Raw genomic sequence first — 17,460 nt, forward strand, 5'->3', positions numbered from 1 at the left:
TTCGGAAACCTGAGCGCGAAGCGCTAGTCGCGAGAGCGACGTTGGTTTCCGCATAAGAAGTGAGAGGAAAGAGAGCGAACAATGGGTTTTCTTATGGATGGCCTGGACGCCGAGGCCTATGATCGAACATATACCGATGGTCAGCTTATCAAGCGCATCGCAGGCTACTTTAAACCAAAGTTGGGAGTGGTGGTCGTTGTCAGCATCCTGGTCGTGCTCAAGACGCTGATGGACACCGCCTTCCCCCTGCTCGTCTCCAATGGTATCGATACCCTGGTATCGAATAAGGCACTACAAACAGCGATCTGGCTGGCGGCGCTGCTCCTGGTTTCGGGCATCCTCTCCTGGGTCTTCAATATGCTGCGCCAATGGCTCACCGCCATCGCGGTTGGAGATGTCGTGCTGCAACTGCGCAAGGACGCCTTTAACGCGGTGATGGATCGCGATATGTCGTTCTTCGATGAGTTCTCGTCGGGCAAGATCGTCAGTCGCGTCACCTCCGATACGGATAAATTTGCCACGGTGGTGACCCTGACCGTCAACCTGCTTAGTCAGTTCTTGCTCTTCATCCTGATCGCGATCATCCTCTTCTTCCGCAGCTGGCAGCTCGCGTTGATCGCCTTTACGATCCTGCCCGCAATCATGCTGGTAGCGCTGGGCTTCCGCTACCTGGCACGCACCGCGACCCAGCGCTCACAGCGCTCCATGGGACGCGTGAACTCGAATGTACAGGAGGCGGTCAGCGGCATCATCGTTGCCAAGAACTTCCGCCAGGAACAGAACATGTACAACGATTTCAAGGAGATCAACACCCAAGCCTTTCACGTCGATGTTCGTTCTGGCATCCTCTATAACGGGGTCTTCCCTGTCCTGGTCGCTATCGCAAACCTGGGTTCAACCCTGGTGATCTACTTTGGTGGGCATAACGTCCTCAACCACAGTATCACCGCTGGCGACTGGTTTCTCTTCGTACAGGGCATCGCCTCACTCTGGTTCCCGGTGACCAGCATCGCCTCTTTCTGGAGCCAGTTTCAGCTTGGTCTCTCCGCCAGTGAGCGTGTCTTCGCTCTGCTCGACGCCGAGCCTCGCGTACATCAGACGGGTAACGAAATGGTGCCAGCCCTTAAGGGCGAGATCGAGTTCCAGGACATGTTCTTTAGCTATGATGACCGCCAGACGGTGCTGCCTGACTTCAATCTGAAGATCCAGGCTGGCGAGACGGTCGCCTTCGTCGGGCACACCGGCGCGGGTAAATCCAGCATAGCCAAGCTCGTCGCACGCTTCTATGAGTACCAGGGTGGCAAGTTGCTTATCGATAAGAGTGATATTCGTAGCTTCGATCTGCACGATTATCGCCGCCGCCTGGGCATCGTGCCCCAGGTCCCCTTCCTTTTCTCAGGCACTGTCGCGGAGAATATTCGCTACGCGCGGCCAGGGGCCAGCGACGCCGAGGTGCTTCAGATAGCACGCCAGATTGGCGATGGTGATTGGATTGAAGCGCTACCTGAGGGATTGGAGACGCAGGTTGGCGAAGAGGGCAAGGCGCTCTCCATGGGTCAGCGTCAGCTTGTGGCCCTGGCACGCGTGCTCTTGCAAGATCCCGCCATCCTCATCCTCGACGAGGCCACCGCCAGCGTTGATCCCCTGACGGAGTCTCAGATTCAGGAGGGCCTGGACATTCTCCTCGAGGACCGCACTGCCATCCTGATCGCGCACCGACTCTCGACCATCAAACAGGCCGACCGTATTATCGTGCTCAACCGTGGTCGCATCGTCGAAGAGGGCAACCATGAGCACCTGATGCGCCAGGGGGGGCACTACGCTCACCTGTACAATACCTACTTCCGCCACCAATCGCCAGACTATAAGCCGGGCGAGGGCTTTGTGGAGGTACATGCCTCAGTTCTGGATGAGATAGACCAGGCAACCACGCCTCAACCCGAAGAGGTACGCTAAATGGCGAAAATCTTTACATCTACATCTGGCTCTGGCACGCGCGAAGGCCTCGTGCGTGCCATGGAGGCAAACGTTCAGGAGACCGCGGCCCTCTGGGGCCGCGTGCTCGGCTGCCAGATCCACTCTACACCAGAGGTTGACTGGTTTCTCTCTGGAACCCAGCTCTCTATGTTTAATGGCATCATCCGCGCCCAACTCTCGACTGAGAACATAGACACCCAGATTGAACGCCTGCTGGCGCCTTTTCGCGAGCGAGATCTGCCGATGGCGTGGCTAACCTTTCCCTCGACGACGCCAGACAATCTGGGGAAACACCTGCTCAAGCACGGACTGGCACTGGATGAACGCCTGCCAGGTATGGCCGTTGACCTACGGAACCTCCCTCTCGATGAGGCTCCGCCAGTGGGGATCACGATCAAAGTAGTGGAAAATGCCGCTGAGATGGAGCAATGGATATATACCCTCTCGGAGGGAAGCAGTTTCCCGCCCTTTGTCACAACCCTCTTGCTCGATATATTACAGCGCCAGGGCTATCGCCAATCGGAGCACTATCGCCCCTACAGTGCGTTACGCAAGGGGCGCGTGGTTGGCACCTCACTGCTTAGCCCTGGCGGGGGCCTGGCTGGAATCTATAACGTCTGCACTCTGCCCGAGGAACGGGGACGCGGTATCGGACGAGCTGTGACGCTGGCCGCCCTGCGCAGCGCCTACGCCAGGGGCTACCACTACGCCACCCTGCAATCATCAAAGATGGGGCTTCCCATCTACCGCCGCCTCGGCTTTGAAGAGCTCTGCACCTTTGAGTTCTACTTTCTCCCCGCAAGCACCTGGCAAGCAGGATAACACTGTTTTATTGACGCAGGCGTAAGCGCACTGCCAGTACAGGGGGGAACTCGTGGAAATCTGGCCAGTGCACTCTGGCCTTTGGTTCCTCGATTCCGCCAAAGGCTGGCTCCTCGATACCATCCATGGTAAAGCCCACACGGAAGGCACTTCCGAGAAGTTTGTGCAGCGGACGATGAAAATAGTACTGAGGGAGAGGTTGGCCGACGATGCCCGTGCCCTTCTCAGGCTCCATATACAAATACTTTGTTTTCTTCAGGAAGCGCTCCGTGATGATCTCGCCACTCTCATCCCTGGTCTCAACTCCCATCGTTACATGTGATGAATTGAAACAGGGATGCATAATCGTAAAGACGAAGCGCCCTCCAGGCTTAAGCACCTGCGCCAGGCCGCGCATCAAGGGATCAATCTCCGCCATGTCCATGATGCCCATATTGCAAACCGCGGCATCAAAACGCTGCTCACCCAGGGCGACAATCTCTTCTTCATGCGTGGCATCCACCTGCACAAACTGGACCTGGTCCTCGAACTCGGCGACGCGCTCCCGCGCAAGCTCTAGAAAAACCGAGCTGAAGTCTGTGGCGACCACTCTGGCTCCCAGGCGTGCCATCTGTTTGACAAAAAGACCACCCCCGCAGGCAAGCTCCAATACCTCCTCTCCAGCTTGTAAAGCTAGCAATCGTTCAGCAGATGGGGCAACCAGTAAGCGATGAAAACTATTCCCTTCAGCGCCCATATAGCTCGCCCAGAAAGGTGCGTTAGCGTCCCAAATCATGCGCACCTCTTCGTTAAGCATCTCCAGCGTCAGATCCGTCGAATCCCTGCCCATCATGGTAGGCCTCCTTTCAGGCACAAAGCCAGCAGATTGATAAGATAGCATTTATAGTACGCACAGCCATAGGCTCAAGGCTACACAAAGTTCCCCGTAATGATACGATTACTACATATCCAGCATCTCTGTAAAAGAAGCTTGTAGACAACGTGTGAATCTAAGAACAATCTGATTCAATCAGGAACCTTTCTATTTTCTTACAGACAGAGGCATCACCGTGCAAACGACACAACCACCAACCCAACCCGAGCAGACGCCACCGCCAGAAGCACAGGCGCGCCAGGAGCTTTTTGCCAATGGCTTCTTAGCGGGACTTGCCGCAGGTATTCTTGCCACCGGCATCATGCTCCTGCTCAATATCGAATTTCATGGCGTCTCGCTGCCCGAAGAGATGGGCAGTTGGATCACCCAACTTATGCCTGCGCCCCTCTTCGCCTTTCTGCACCAGTTGATTGGCGACGACGCCAAACACGTTCTCGTCGCCATCGTTGTGGTAGGGCAGTGCGCAGTCTTCGGTCTCGCAGGCGGTCTCTTTAACCAGGCAAGCGTGCATTCCAGTATCGCGCATCCACGCCCGGATGGCAAGAATACAACCATGAGATGGAGCGCTGGACTCCTCCTGGCGCTTCTGCTCTGGCTGTTCAGCGGTTTACTTCTGCTTCCCCTCTTTGGCAGCGGTCTCTTTGGTACTAACACAACCAGCGGCCTTAGTGGCAGCATGTGGAGTATGGGCGTGGTTGGCCTGGTCTATGGCCTGCTCTACGTCCTGCTCCGCAATCTGTTTAGCGTACGTGAGCAGGTGGCACGCGAGACGCTGGGCGCGCAGGCGGCTCGCGAACGCTCTCGTCAGACGCGCCGCGATGTCCTGCGTAGCGGCGGCCTGGTACTGGGCGTAGGCGTCATGGGTTACCTGGCGTGGCGCTTTATCTCCAATGGACTTGGAAGCGCGGGCACGAATGTTGCGCAAATTACACAGAACTTCAAGCGTAAAATCGTGCCACCACCTACACCTAACTATGGTACGCTTCAGCCCGCGCAGAATCTCTCGCCAGAGCTTACCAGTAACGACCAGTTCTATACCGTCTCCAAAAACCTGGTCTCCGATCCCACAGTCGACGCCAGAGGCTGGCATATGGAGGTCAAGGGACAGGTACGCACACCCTACACACTCAACTATGACGAGATCCTCCAGGTTCCAACCAAACAGCAATATGAGTCGCTCATGTGCATCAGCAACGAAGTTGGCGGCCCCTATATGGGAAACGCCCTCTGGGAAGGCTTCCCGCTCTCCACGCTGCTGGAGCGTGCAAGAGTTAAAGAGGGCGCGACCAAGGTCGTCCTGCACGCGGCAGATGATTATAGTGATAGCATTCACCTGAGCAAGGCCCTGGAGCCAACAACCCTCGTCGCCGTGCGCATGAATGGGCAAACCCTTCCGCAGCAGCATGGCTTCCCAGCTCGCCTCCTGGTTCCTGGCATCTATGGCATGAAACACGTGAAGTGGATCACAGGCATTGAGATCGTCAACTACGACTTTCAAGGTTACTGGCAGAACCGCGGCTGGGACGATGCCGCCCCAGTGCGCATGACTGCGCGTATCGATACGCCGCTGACCGGGGCGACCATCACAGCCGGGCAGACCAACTACATTGCCGGCGTCGCCTTCTCGGGAAATAAAGGCATCAGCCAGGTCGATGTGAGCCTGGATGGCGGTGCAAACTGGCAGCGAGCAACCCTGAAGAAACCATTCTCGCAGATCACCTGGGTCTTGTGGGAGCTTTCCTGGGCCCCCAAAGCGGGACAGTACTCGGTCGTAGCGCGAGCAATCGACCTGGAGGGCAACGTCCAGGACCCAGCCATTGCCTCGCCCGCACCCGCAGGTTCATCGGGCTATCACGCCATTTCCATTACAGTTCGTTAATGCAGGCGAAAGGTGTATGAAGATGCATTACATTAAATTAATTGCAACTTTTTCGCCTGCCATTCGTTGTTTAAGATGTAGGGAAAAAATAGGCAACCATCAATATCTTGCCTTGCCTTTGTCTTATTCTTTGGCATCTGAGTGCTACGCACCGTGACAGTAGGTCAGAGGACAACGACATGTGGGACGCCTGCACTACATATAAAAGACAAAATCGAGCAACCAGTACAAAGAAAAGATGGTGGAGGGTATGAAGGTATGTAGAAAAGGGGAGATAATATATGAAATGCCGCATATCTACATGTACAAATTCTCAGACAAAGGATGAAAACTACTTTCTGCGGAAGGTATTATAACAAGGAGGATGTAACACGGTAGTCAAACAGACGATATTGACTAATTTTTGAAACCAGCAAGACGATACACAGAGGCGGATCTTCACCGGTCCTGTTCCCACCCAAGTACCAGAGACATACTATGTCGCTATGTATCGTTTGCACCGTGAGGGAAAGGATAGTGTGGATTTATGGTACGACAGTGTGCATGGTGCCTGCGCTTGATTGATAGCGCGGGCGAGCGGGTCTCCCTTTTGCCGCTGCCAAAACTGTATAAGGCAAGCCATGGGATGTGCGGTGTTTGTGGCACGCTGTTAATGGAACAGGCAATGCAAACGCCAGGAACAGAGACATCACGAGAAACACGCAAGCCGGTCGCTTCCTCACAGGTCCGCGAGGCCGCTGTAAGCTTCCTCCCTTCCGCGACAAGTGAGCCGCAGGAGGCTGAGCACCAGCCAGCCGAATTGACCACGACCGCTACGGTGACGCAACTTGTCTTAGAGCTGCAACAGCGCGAACACGAAACCCCGAAGCCACGGCTTCGCACACGCAACGAGTTACATATACGCTAACCATCCTATAAGCAGTACAAAGAAGAGGTGGAGACCTGCCTGCCGTAGGTCTCCACCTCTTCTTTGTACTGCTTTCTAATCCTGCAAAGGATAGAAGTCACGTTTGCCATCATGTAAGACCCAGAGGCCCTCAACCCATTTATTCCCCTTCACCTGGCCCATGGAGAAGAAGTAGAGCCTGCCATCCCACGCGATGGAGTAACCTGGACCCCAGACTCCCTGCCCATCAGGAGCCTTTTCCCCCCAATGCCACTTGATCTTCCCTGTGCTAGCATCCAGGGCATAGAAGTAAGAACCAAATGCTTTACTGGTAGCTTCCAGAGGATTCATTGTCTCTACAAAAAGCGTTTTCTGGCTGAAAGCCATGGGCAAGACACCACTATAGTTCTGCCTCCAGAGTACCTCCGTGCCCTGAAGAGCGACGAACTGGTTTGCTGTAGAATAGTATACTACTCCGTCTGCACCCAATAATCCATTTGCCTCCCCAGAGGTCGCCAACGCAGGTACGTCCACCTGCCTACCATCAACTGCATCCAGCACATCAAGATGCAAACCAGCAATCGTATACAGGTACTTCCCAGAGATTACTACGTTCGAAAAACCTTTAGTAAGTAGCTGTGCATTATGCCACAGCTGCTTCCCATTGCTGGCATCAAAGGCATAGAGGCCATCGAAGAAACCATATACCTTCCCATTAGCAACCGCACTCAAATCATGAGTACAGGCAGGATCAACTATGCCGTTCGAAGGTCGCGGTTTGCAGGGTTTCGCCACGTGCCAGAGCAATTTCCCATCATAGATACTTACGGCGTAAAAGCCACTGTCTGTGCTAAAGTAGACCGTGTTTCCGTAGGCAATGGGGGAGTCGGGAACATTACCGCTCGAAGTATCCTTGAGCGCGTATTTCCAGAGGACTTTACCTGTCTTCGCGCTCAGCGCATACAGATTGCCATCCTCACCTGGCGCAAAGAGTGTATTCTTATATGGAACCAGTTCGTTTATCGCCAGTTTGGTCTTGAACGTGGTTTTCCAATAGGTCGAGCCGTTCTGCGGGTTTACCGCGTAGATGCTTGCCTTCTTCACCTGACCGGGAATCTCTGGACTGGTAGTATAGAGCACTTTGGCGTTTAAAGGCACTTGCGAACCCGTCACACTGCTATCGGGACCAGAATGGTCCGAGAAGAGGAACAAGGCTCCTCCAGCCAGGACCGCCACCACCAGAACCGCGACAAGCGAGCTGATGATACGTACGGGACGGCTTACATGTCGCTCGGGCCTGGGCGGGAGCGCTGGCCTGGAACCGACTTTGCGTGCACGCTTCGCGAGCTGTTCATCCAGGTCAATCACTTCAAGATCACCGGTTATGCCTTTGGTCTGCATGTCGTCCTTGAGCATTCTTGTTCCTCTCTGCTGTTTGTACACAGCTTCCGCCAGTTCCCTGGGAAGTTGAGGCAGGGGAGCGACTGGCGGTAAACTACGAAGAGCGGCATCCATGGCCCGGTAGTCTGCCTGAGCCTGAGCACAGGCGGAGCACTCCAGAAGGTGGGCTCTTAACGCCTCCCGCTCACGCGGCAGAAGATCATTCCTATGCAAGCTGGCCAGTTGCGCTTGCCACTGAACACAGGGCGTGGAAACAGGCCGCCTCTGCTGCTTCCTCATTCCGTTACTCCTTTCGTAGGCTGATAGAACCGACGAAACTGCTCGCGAGCGCGTGAGACATTTGAGCCTACACTCTTCTCGCTGATATGCAGCATGCGCGCGATCTCGCGTTGCGAAAAGCCTTCAATAACCTGGAGCAGCAAACATGCTCGATATTGTGGCGATAGCTGACGCAAGGCATGCTGAATCGTATCTACTTCGCTCACCCATTCCTCCGGTCCCTCGATGCTTGGACTTTCGTTCTCGCTTACCTGGATCCAGGGTAGCCAGCGTACATGCCGTGTATGACGCAGGTGTGAGTAGGCTACGTTGGTCGCAATGCGATAGAGCCAGGCACGAAACTGTATCTCGCCCTGTAGGCTCGATAAGCCCTTCCAGGCCTTCAGGAAGGTATCCTGGGCCAGGTCACGCCCCAGCTCATCATTTCCCACCAGGCGGGCTAGATAGGTACAAATGGGCGCGTTAAAGGCTTCAAAGAGGCGGGCAAACGCGGTAGCATCTCCCCCACGAGCCTGCGCCACTAACTGTTCAAGAGAGATCTCTTCTCCTAAGCAGTCTGGAGGTCCTTCGCCAAAGACCTGGTAAATCAATAGTTATCCTCGCCTTCATGTATCTTCTCGTTCTCTTCCCTGTAACGCAGGTGAGTGCGCTTTTCCTGCGTGCCACCTGGATACTTCCTATTATTCCCGGATAATTGACTTGCTTACTTCCTATTTTGCCTATTGTCTTTTCCGGGCGGTCGGCATACTCTTCTCCATAGAAGTGATTCGATGAGTTTACCTAAGGAGAGATAGCATGCGCGAACGCGCCTATGACGACGAGCTACAGCCGCCTGTACGCGCGGAATATCACGCCACAGTACACGACCTTCCCCACGATGAACGACCGCGGGAACGCCTGCAGAAGCAGGGTGCAGATTCACTGTCGAACGCGGACCTGCTGGCGATCATCCTGCGCACCGGAACCCAGCGCGACAATGTCATGGAGATGGCTGGGAAACTGCTAGCCAAGTACGGGGGCCTGGGAGGATTGATGAGCGCCAGCTTTCACCAATTAAGTGAAGAGTATGGGCTTGGGCTGGCGAAAGCCGCACAACTTAAGGCTGCGCTTGAGCTTGGCAAGCGCCTCAGCATGCTTCAGCATGACCAAAAATATCAGATTCGCTCGGCGGATGACGTGGCTAACCTGGTGCGTATGGAACTTATGTTTTTAGAACATGAGGAAATGGAAGATAGATGGCTCTCCATCGAAATTGGTGCAGGATGGGCTTATCTCGCCACACAACCAACAGCAAGTAGCAAGAGGTTGTGCTCTCTATGCAGGTTGGCAGCGAGTGATGGCTTCTTCCAATTCCTTGTAGCGCCAGTTCTCCTTGTCGCCCTCCCATTCCTCTCGCAGCCGGAGCAGGACCGGATACAGGCAAGGATCGCCGATCTCAGCGGCCGCTTCTATCAGCAGGCTTCCAAACCAACCCGCCTCCAGATCGTTAAGCAGCAGTTCAACCATCCCTCGATCGTGACGACGGGCCAGTCCAACCATGGCTTCGCCGCGAGTATCACTCTCCTCATCAGTAAGACGGGCGAACAGGGCCGCGCGAATGGCGGGAGTGTCCGAATTGAGCTGCGATCCCAGGCCAAACGTCGCCCAATCACGTACATCAGCATCAGGGTCTGTGGAGAGTTCAATCAAGGCCTGGATTGCCAACTCTTCCTCATGGCCCGAGACACCATGGACGACTGCATAGCGCACACGCGCATCCGGGTGGTTCTTCAACGTGACCAGTGGCTCAATCGCTCGTGGGTCCTGGCGGTGACCCAGCGCTATCGCAACGGCATGCAGAACGCGCGGGTCTTGCTCGTGCTCTACCATTGCCAGCAGGACCGCCATCGTCTCTTCATGAAAGGCGCGGCCTGGTTGACCAAAGCGCACCCCCAGTTGGCCGAGAATATCGGCTCCGACGCGACGCGCCAACGCATCCTCCATTTGACATAGCCTGCAAGCACGATCGAAGACATCGCGGTCGCCACGTCCCTGCAACTCCGCAATAGCTCGCCACGCGACATCCTCGTCCACTTCGGTCAGAGCAACGTGCAGCAACTCCTCAGTCGTGTGCGTGCCGGCATCTCCCTCCTGATGCAGCATATGTTCGCTCATCCTTCCTCCTGAAGAAGAACTGTCCACCTGGTGAGGTGAGCTCTTGTTCTCTCGCTTCCACAAGAGAGACAGAAAAAATCCATCATGGCTCTCATCCTCCTCCACATCTGCAATCCCATCGCCCCAGACCACCCACGTCGGGATGGGGCATCTGCTCATCGAAAGCATGCTCCCCCTCATCCTCGAGGTTGTGCTCGCCCCCTCTTCGCCCCTCGTCGCCGCGCAGGCGCCCAGACCATCCACGACCCAGGCATCCTCGCCTCGCGCCTCCTTCGCTTACCGTGTGCTCCGCTCCACGGGACCCAACACCACCACTTGCCGATCGTAAATCTCCACGCCCTTCTCCAACGCAATCTCGCGCGACTGGCTGTGAATCTGGCCCAGCACCCGCTGCTGCTTGCCTGTACTCGAAAAGGGCACCCACTCCCTCCCTTGCACAGCCAGCGCCGCCAACTCCTCCCTCTCCCACGGCAACATCGAAAATACCTTCACCCCCGCTGCCGTCTTCGTCAACCGCATGATGCTCGCATACCTTCCTTCTCTCGCTACCCAAATTACGCCTCTATTGTACCTCATCTCGTCCCTCTCCTCATCCCCTCCTCCCTCCCACGCCTGCACACCCACTCACGCAACTCCTTCCCCCTGCTGCCACCTGACGCACAGCACTCACCTGCCCTCTTACCCAGACACACCACACGGTTCTGTCAGAATTCGGAAGAAGGCTTGTCGTGGTGATTGTTTGCGAGGTATGCTCAAAAGAACAACGACTCATCTGAGACGGAGTGCTTCATGAACTGCCCACATTGTGCCTCAGCCACCACCAAAGAGCAAACCCCGAAAACCACGCTCGGCTATCGCAGGTTCCGTTGCTCAGCTTGCAAGCATTTCTTCAACGAGCGTACAGGAACACCTTTCAATTTCCTGGAATATCCCACCGATGTGGTTCTTCTGGTTGTCCTGTGGCGGCTCCGATACAAGTTGAGCCTGCGGGATCTCGCTGAAATGTTTCTGGAACGGGGCATCGTGTTCACGCATGAAACGGTTCGAGACTGGGAAGCGCGATTTTCCCCACTCATAGCGAACCAGTTGCGGATGAAACGACGAGGGCAAGCGGGAACATCCTGGTATGTGGGCGAAACCTCCCTCAAGGTCCACGGAAAGTGGTGCTATCTGTATCGCGCGATTGATCACGATGGCCATCTCGTTGATTCCATGTTGAGTGAGAAACGGAATATGGAGGCCGCGCCGCGGTTTTTCAAGCAGGCAGTTGCTGTGGTTGGGCATACGCCAGAGTCTGTTACGACAGATGGGCACGGTTCCTATCCACGAGCTCTCCGCGAGACAATGGGCAATCATGTCCAGCAGAGGACCAACAAGTATCTCAACAATCGTCTGGAGCAAGACCACCGAGGTATCAAACAGCGGTACTCTCCCATGCGAGGATTTGGCGTATTTGAGGCGACGGCACGTTTTTGTTGTGCTTTTGACGAGCTACGGAATGATCTCCATCCGCGCCCCATCATGGGAGAATCGCTCTCACTCTCCGAACGACGACGCGTTTTCCTCGATCGGCTTGTGGCCTTGCAAGCACTCCTACAAGCAGCTTCATAGAAAGAGATAAGTTGTAATCAGTTGTCATGGATCTTTTATGAGCTTCTGTGCGCTCAGTTCTGACAGAACTGACATGGGAACGATCTACTGTCAATTGATGGGGAAGGAAAAGGGAGATCTGCTCTCGTGAGGCGGAAGTGGTCGTCGATCGTTCGGGGGCACTCGTGTCCAGAGCGTGTGAACCGCTCATCGGTGTTGATCTTTTCAGGAAGAAGGGATCACGAGTGCTGGACAGAAGCTGCTCAAACGAGGCAGAGCAAGAGGAGGCACAAGAACAAGGGACTGAACCTCCTCCAATCCCTCAAGAAGTGGTCAAAGAGAAGACATCAGCAGAAGTGTGATCGTTTTCAGGTTGCACTTCTGCTGATGCCTTCTCTTTCCTCCTTGCTTAAATGGCGAGTAGGCCCCTTTTATCTCGCCTGTGAGATAGCCCAGGCCGCATTCACGAGACCGATGTGACTGAACGCCTGCGGGAAATTGCCCAGTAACTCGCCACTCGCTGAATCAACCTCTTCGGCAAGCAACCCGATGTCATTTGCACAGGCCGCCGCTCGCTCGAAGGTCGCGCTGGCTCGCTCGACCTCCCCAGCCAGCGCGAGCGCGTGGGCTAGCCAGAAGGTACAAAGCAGGAAGGTCCCTTCCTCACCAGCGAGTCCATCAGACACCCGATAGCGGTAGACCAGGCCATGCGCATCGGTGAGCCGTTCAGCGATCGCGTCGATGGTGGCCCGCATTCGTGGGTCGATAGCGGGCAAGAATCCCACAATCGGCATCATGAGCGCGGAGGCATCCAGGTCATCAGAGCCAAATGCCTGTGTAAACGCTCCAGCCTTCTCGCTCCACCCATGCGTGAGGATGGCGTCGCGGATCTGCTTGCGTGTCGCTGTCCACGCATCGATGTGGTCAGACGCTCTCAAGAGATCGACGAGCGCGATGGCACAGTCGAGTGCCACCCAACACATGAGCTTTGAATAGAGAAAGTCCCTCGCTCTTCCACGCATCTCCCAGATACCCTGGTCGGGCTCCTGCCAATGTGCAGCCGCGGCGTCAGCAGCCTTAATCAGGAAATGGCGCGTGGTTTCGTCGGGTGTCCCTATCTCATCGCGGAGGCGGCGAACCGCGCTGAGGAGCTCACCATAGACGTCGAGTTGGTGCTGCTGCCAGGCGCCGTTGCCGATGCGCACAGGTTGGCTGGCACGCCACCCAGCAAGGTGGCTGAGCGTGCGCTCACTCAGGTCGTGTTCTCCGCCGACTCCGAACATGATCTGAAGTCCTGCCTCCTGTTGGGTTGGCGCGGCCACCGCGTTAGCCATCCAGTTGAAGAATTGGTATGCCTCATAAGGGCAAGCAGCCACCCAGAGTGCCTCCAACGTCAAACAAGCATCGCGGACCCAGGTGTAGCGGTAGTCCCAGTTGCGCTCACCTCCGATGGACTCGGGCAGCGAGGTGGTCGGCGCAGCAACGATTGCTCCCGTGGGACGGAACATGAACGCCTGTAAGACACGGCCACTCTGATGCACAAGCTCCCGCCACGGTCCTTTGTACTTCTGGTGCAGGTCTGACCAGGTGCGCCATCCCCTAAGCGTATCGTGAAGGTACGCGGCAATTGTCGCCTGTGAACACACCTGTGGACCTGCCTCCCAGCTCGTTCGGTACTGGAGTGCAAAGCGTGCTTGCTTCCCAGCTTTGAGCGTGAAGCGAGTACGTGCCAGCGAATTTTCAATGTGGAACTGCACTGGTGAAGAGAGCACCAGGACATCTGCGCCGCCACGGGCAACAATGCCTCCTCGAATGGGCCTGAGCAGGGGGGAGATAAGGCCATATTCAAACCGGGGAACGTATTCAAGCTCCATGTCCACGGTACCGCTCACGCATGAAACCGAGCGGAGGAGGATGCTGGGCGAGTTGGCGCCCAGGTTGTGCCCACGCTCATTACGCCCGATTGCCATGGCGTCGACCAGGACTGCTCGTCCCGTTGGTGTAGAGAATGTTGTTTCAATCGCCATCGTCCTATCCAGGTAGCGGCGACTCACCTCGGAGGGATCAGTCGCGGAGATTGACCAGTGCCCCGCTTGCTCGCCCAGCAGCCGGGCAAAGACCGATGGCCCATCGAACCGAGGAAAGCACAGCCAATCGACGGAGCCCATGCGGCTGACCAGCGCAGATGAGCGGCAGTCTGACAGCAAGCCATAGTCAGCAATTGGCAACGTACTCATGATCTGCCTCCTCGAACCTTTTTACGCTGTGATATGGTCAATGTGTTGAAAAAAGCAAGTGCGCATTGCATCCGGACAGCATGAACAGAACAAAATGAACAGAGAAATATCCGCATCTCTATCTCATACTACACCCTTGTCGCTGCATCTGAGCGAGCCCACGTAGGAGGAACATGCGTCAGTGAGGACTGTACATCCACTAAGACGATAGTAGTGAGTGCTCGCGTTGCCTATCTAGCCCGGCAACAAGACTAACGTTCTCTAGTTATTGTTCCGTTTTGACCACTTCCCCTACCACATCATTTGCAAAGTTCGCAATAGTAACAAGGAGAAGCAGGAGAGAGGCGGCACCACCCTCCCGTTTTGTTTTTACACGGCGATACCGAGCAGTTCGGCTAGCTCGGTCGTCGCTCGCATTAAGTATTGAGTAACTTCGGGCTGCATCAGACGATATGCACATCCCTGTTGCGTCGAGATAATTGAAGCCGCTCAGCCTTGTATCGAATCCCATAATATAAGGACGCTCTGGGAGTACTCTCATCAACGCAACAATCGATGTGGTCGCATACAACTGCTTGAGGACATCGATCTCTTGAGACGTCCCGTTGCGGGAGAGACGGCTTTGCCTTCTTGTAATAATCTCTGTGATCCCCCATTGCTTATCACGCCATAAAATCATCATTCTCTAGACGTGAGGAGAGGGTCTCCAGATACACCTTCTCTGTCAACATTCTGAAGCCCTCTCTCGGTTAGGCCGCCTGCACCAGGGACTGCAAACTCACCAATCGCTGGCGAACCCTCTCGCGTTGCTGTGACAGGAAAACAGATTCCTTTATAGCCGCTATAGCCGCACAAATCCGGAAAAACTGACGCACTTCATCAAAGGCCCGACAGAAGCGAGCCGCCGATGTGAAGCTTCCTATGCCTTTCGCTCCTGTAGCACTCAGGAGTAAAGAGGATAAAAAACGACTCTGGCAGTTTTCTCTATCCTCCTTACTCAGCGGGTCACACAGCGAGCTGAGACGAAAGCAAGATGAGAACTGGAGGGCACTGTTTTTGCAGTGTTGGCTCTCCGCAGCACACATTATGAAGAGGTGAGGGCAGCTCGCAACAAGGGGCGGGCACGTTGAAAGTAGGTCTTGGCCGTATTCTCTGGCATCCCCAGGATACGCCCAATTTCGCGAAAGGTCAGTTCCTCCTGATAGCGCAAAAGCACAATCGAGCGGAAACGCGGGGACAAAGCCAGAATGGCGCGTAGAAGGGCTGTGCGCATCTCTTTACGCTCAAGTTCCTCATCTGGCAGGGGATGAGTGTCAGCAATCGTATAGGGCCACGCATTCTCATCATCTTCTAACGGTACATCAAGTTCGCAGAAAAGTAATGGGCGCCGCTTACGCAATTCGTCGGTGCAGCGATTGGCTGCGACCTGGAAGAGCCAGGACTTCAAAGGGGCTTGCGAGGTCTGGTTCGCCCAGTTGGCCCGTAACTTCGGCACATACATATAGAGCTGCATGAAGACGCTCTGGACAATATCGCGCGTCTGCTCGTAATCACTGATATGCGTATAGACAAACTTACACAAGAGGGCCGAATAGCGTTGCATCAATATTTCAAAGGCAGCCTGGTCGCCCTTCCCAACATGTTCCAACAATATATCATCTGCAAGTGATACAAGTGCAGCAGAGGCATATGCGTATGTTGTTTTCGCCATACGTTTTCCTGAATATACTCGGCAGGCAGAATTCTCAAAGGCACCCTGCTCTACCTCCTTACACTACCTGACAAATCTCAAGAATCTTTTCAGTTCTTCAAAAATTTTGTGAATGACACCGTTTTCTTTCCTCAAGGTCACGCTGGCTCCCGTGCGAGAGAGCGCAAAGAGAAGCGCCACGGTTCACCTTACCTCCGATAGTAGTCATCGCTTCACTCCCTCCTTCGCTCCCGCCATTGAACGCTGGAGTTCCCCGACGAGAGCCAGATGGTCTTGCTGCTGACGGAGCTCTGCTTGCAGCGCCAGGATCCGTCGTTGCAGACTCTGCTCAATAGCTTGTAAGCTGAGCACGGTTCTACAGGCATCGCAGGTGATGATGACTCCTCCCAGGAGCGTGACAAATATCTGCTCTTGTGGGTCGTAGCTCACTTCGTGCCCGCACCTACAGGGAAGGATAACACACCTGGAGAGCTGTTCTGCTTGCAATGTTTCTCGTTGCTTGGCTTCTCGCCGCGCAAGCGCAGTCTCAAGAAGACCCATCATTGCCCCAGATGCTTCAAGGGTTTCAACGGAGACGAGTTGGTCAAATAATCCTTGTTTACGGTACCGTCCTGTCCCAATCAGATCTTCTCGGTAGTTGGCCTCAATGGTGAAAAGCGTGCCGTCAGGGAAAGGGGTCATCGCCTGTAAGCATCTCTCGGCTGAGGTCGTTACGATTCCTCTCTGACCTTCAGGGTAGATGTTGAGTGTGTAGCTTCTGTGCTTCTCTTGAAATGTCATTGGACGTAAGCTAAGCACCATCTTCATTCATTCTCTTCCTGCTTCCCTTGTGCATCACATGTCATCAATTCCAGGCTCCCTCTTCGTCAACAGTATTCTTGATCATATCCCGCTTCTCAAGTGAAAGAAAAGGAAAACGTCCCCTTGCCAGTTTCATTGCCAACAAGGGGGCGCATAAACGACAGAATAGAGAGAGCAGGGATTAATGATGTGGTGTTGGTGTCACTGTTGGTTTGCCTGTGGTCCCGCTACTCCCATGATCGGTTCCGTTATTGCTTCCGTTGCCACTATTGCTGCTCCCAGGGGTCCCTTGCGGTGTCGGCGTATTCGCTTTCACACAGGCGGAAATGGGATCATTCGCGCACGTTTTTAGCGCCGCTGCGATGTATGTACTGAGGGTCTCGTCGCTGAGTTTCGCGTTCGCGGTGTTTTTATCTTGCCCAGCCAGGGATTGTGCATAAGTGAGCAGATCCTCAATTTCGCCATATCCAAGCGCATGCGTGAGCCCTTTGTAGGTCCCCGTATGCAGCGAACAGATTAGTTGAATGGTGGCACTCTTGCTATCTGTGCTCAGGGAAAACTTCTTGGCCAGATTCTGGGCTTCCGGAAGTCCTGGACAGTCATTTTTATGATCGCCTGACTGGTTGTTCGTTGTACTTGTCTCGCTCTTACCGTTCTGACCCTTGCCAGATTGTGCAGCGTGCGTCGGGGTCTGGGCTGGAACAGTAATGGATTTCGCGATATTCTGTCCCATTGGGGTTGCTGCGAAAGCGGCGGTACCGCCACCAACAACCACCGCGCCCAGCAGGGCGGTGACAACAAGTTTGCCTTTGAGAGCTGCTACAATGGTGCTACCAATACTCATAGGTC

The 17,460-nt window shown here is 54.9% G+C and carries 14 protein-coding genes and 1 pseudogene; 6 read left to right on the plus strand and 9 right to left on the minus strand.

Features of this window, described 5'->3' with window-relative positions; genetic code table 11:
* Positions 1–81: 81 nt before the first annotated feature.
* The gene (locus KRAC_RS15125) at positions 82–1,956 is read left to right on the plus strand and encodes an ABC transporter ATP-binding protein (protein WP_007908373.1); all 1,875 of its coding nucleotides are present in this window, start codon (positions 82–84) and stop codon (positions 1,954–1,956) included.
* Positions 1,957–2,799 (plus strand): GNAT family N-acetyltransferase, encoded by an 843-nt coding sequence (locus tag KRAC_RS15130; RefSeq protein ID WP_007908374.1) that lies wholly within the window; start codon positions 1,957–1,959, stop codon positions 2,797–2,799.
* A gap of 7 nt (positions 2,800–2,806) precedes the next feature.
* On the opposite strand, the gene KRAC_RS15135 is transcribed toward KRAC_RS15130, so the two are convergent.
* Positions 2,807–3,631 carry a class I SAM-dependent methyltransferase gene (locus KRAC_RS15135; protein ID WP_007908376.1) on the minus strand — a complete coding sequence of 275 codons (825 nt, stop codon included), beginning with the start codon at positions 3,629–3,631 and terminating at the stop codon, positions 2,807–2,809.
* 217 nt (positions 3,632–3,848) lie between these two features.
* Here KRAC_RS15135 and KRAC_RS61620 point away from each other — a divergent pair, with 217 nt between their 5' ends.
* The gene (locus KRAC_RS61620) at positions 3,849–5,552 is read left to right on the plus strand and encodes a molybdopterin-dependent oxidoreductase (protein WP_007908379.1); all 1,704 of its coding nucleotides are present in this window, start codon (positions 3,849–3,851) and stop codon (positions 5,550–5,552) included.
* Between the two features lie 526 nt (positions 5,553–6,078).
* The gene (locus KRAC_RS15145; RefSeq protein ID WP_007908381.1) at positions 6,079–6,459 is read left to right on the plus strand and encodes a hypothetical protein; all 381 of its coding nucleotides are present in this window, start codon (positions 6,079–6,081) and stop codon (positions 6,457–6,459) included.
* 75 nt (positions 6,460–6,534) lie between these two features.
* Here KRAC_RS15145 and KRAC_RS15150 read toward each other — a convergent pair whose 3' ends face one another.
* Both KRAC_RS15150 and KRAC_RS15155 read right to left on the minus strand, forming a co-directional pair.
* Positions 6,535–8,118, minus strand: a complete 1,584-nt coding sequence (locus KRAC_RS15150) for an outer membrane protein assembly factor BamB family protein (protein WP_007908384.1) — start codon at positions 8,116–8,118, stop codon at positions 6,535–6,537.
* The gene (locus tag KRAC_RS15155; protein ID WP_007908386.1) at positions 8,115–8,708 is read right to left on the minus strand and encodes an RNA polymerase sigma factor; all 594 of its coding nucleotides are present in this window, start codon (positions 8,706–8,708) and stop codon (positions 8,115–8,117) included. Before KRAC_RS15155 ends, KRAC_RS15150 begins: the two co-directional genes overlap by 4 nt.
* A 205-nt stretch (positions 8,709–8,913) precedes the next feature.
* Between KRAC_RS15155 and KRAC_RS79485 the strand changes: the two are divergent.
* Positions 8,914–9,198, plus strand: a pseudogene (locus KRAC_RS79485) (UPF0758 domain-containing protein); the annotation flags it as partial.
* Positions 9,199–9,432: 234 nt separating this feature from the next.
* Here the strand turns inward: KRAC_RS79485 and KRAC_RS65925 are convergent.
* Both KRAC_RS65925 and KRAC_RS15165 read right to left on the minus strand, forming a co-directional pair.
* Positions 9,433–10,272 carry a HEAT repeat domain-containing protein gene (locus KRAC_RS65925; protein WP_075164293.1) on the minus strand — a complete coding sequence of 280 codons (840 nt, stop codon included), beginning with the start codon at positions 10,270–10,272 and terminating at the stop codon, positions 9,433–9,435.
* 276 nt (positions 10,273–10,548) lie between these two features.
* Positions 10,549–10,791 (minus strand): transcriptional regulator, encoded by a 243-nt coding sequence (locus KRAC_RS15165; RefSeq protein ID WP_075164294.1) that lies wholly within the window; start codon positions 10,789–10,791, stop codon positions 10,549–10,551.
* A gap of 270 nt (positions 10,792–11,061) precedes the next feature.
* On the opposite strand from KRAC_RS15165, the gene KRAC_RS15170 reads away from it, so the two are divergent.
* Complete coding sequence (locus tag KRAC_RS15170; protein WP_007908396.1) at positions 11,062–11,883, plus strand: IS6 family transposase; 822 nt, start codon at positions 11,062–11,064, stop codon at positions 11,881–11,883.
* A 410-nt stretch (positions 11,884–12,293) separates the two neighbouring features.
* Here KRAC_RS15170 and KRAC_RS15175 read toward each other — a convergent pair whose 3' ends face one another.
* The 4 genes from KRAC_RS15175 to KRAC_RS15195 all read right to left on the minus strand — a co-directional run bounded on the left by KRAC_RS15175 (position 12,294) and on the right by KRAC_RS15195 (position 17,455).
* Complete coding sequence (locus tag KRAC_RS15175; RefSeq protein WP_007908405.1) at positions 12,294–14,099, minus strand: glycoside hydrolase family 15 protein; 1,806 nt, start codon at positions 14,097–14,099, stop codon at positions 12,294–12,296.
* Positions 14,100–15,183: 1,084 nt separating this feature from the next.
* Positions 15,184–15,810: an RNA polymerase sigma factor gene (locus KRAC_RS15185; RefSeq protein WP_007908408.1), complete on the minus strand. Its 627-nt coding sequence runs from the start codon at positions 15,808–15,810 to the stop codon at positions 15,184–15,186.
* A 204-nt stretch (positions 15,811–16,014) separates the two neighbouring features.
* Positions 16,015–16,491: a hypothetical protein gene (locus tag KRAC_RS15190; protein ID WP_169460890.1), complete on the minus strand. Its 477-nt coding sequence runs from the start codon at positions 16,489–16,491 to the stop codon at positions 16,015–16,017.
* Positions 16,492–16,792: 301 nt separating this feature from the next.
* Positions 16,793–17,455 carry a hypothetical protein gene (locus KRAC_RS15195; protein WP_007908411.1) on the minus strand — a complete coding sequence of 221 codons (663 nt, stop codon included), beginning with the start codon at positions 17,453–17,455 and terminating at the stop codon, positions 16,793–16,795.
* Between the last annotated feature and the right edge of the window lie 5 nt (positions 17,456–17,460).

This window comes from Ktedonobacter racemifer DSM 44963, from assembly GCF_000178855.1.
Classification (GTDB): Bacteria; Chloroflexota; Ktedonobacteria; order Ktedonobacterales; family Ktedonobacteraceae; genus Ktedonobacter; species Ktedonobacter racemifer.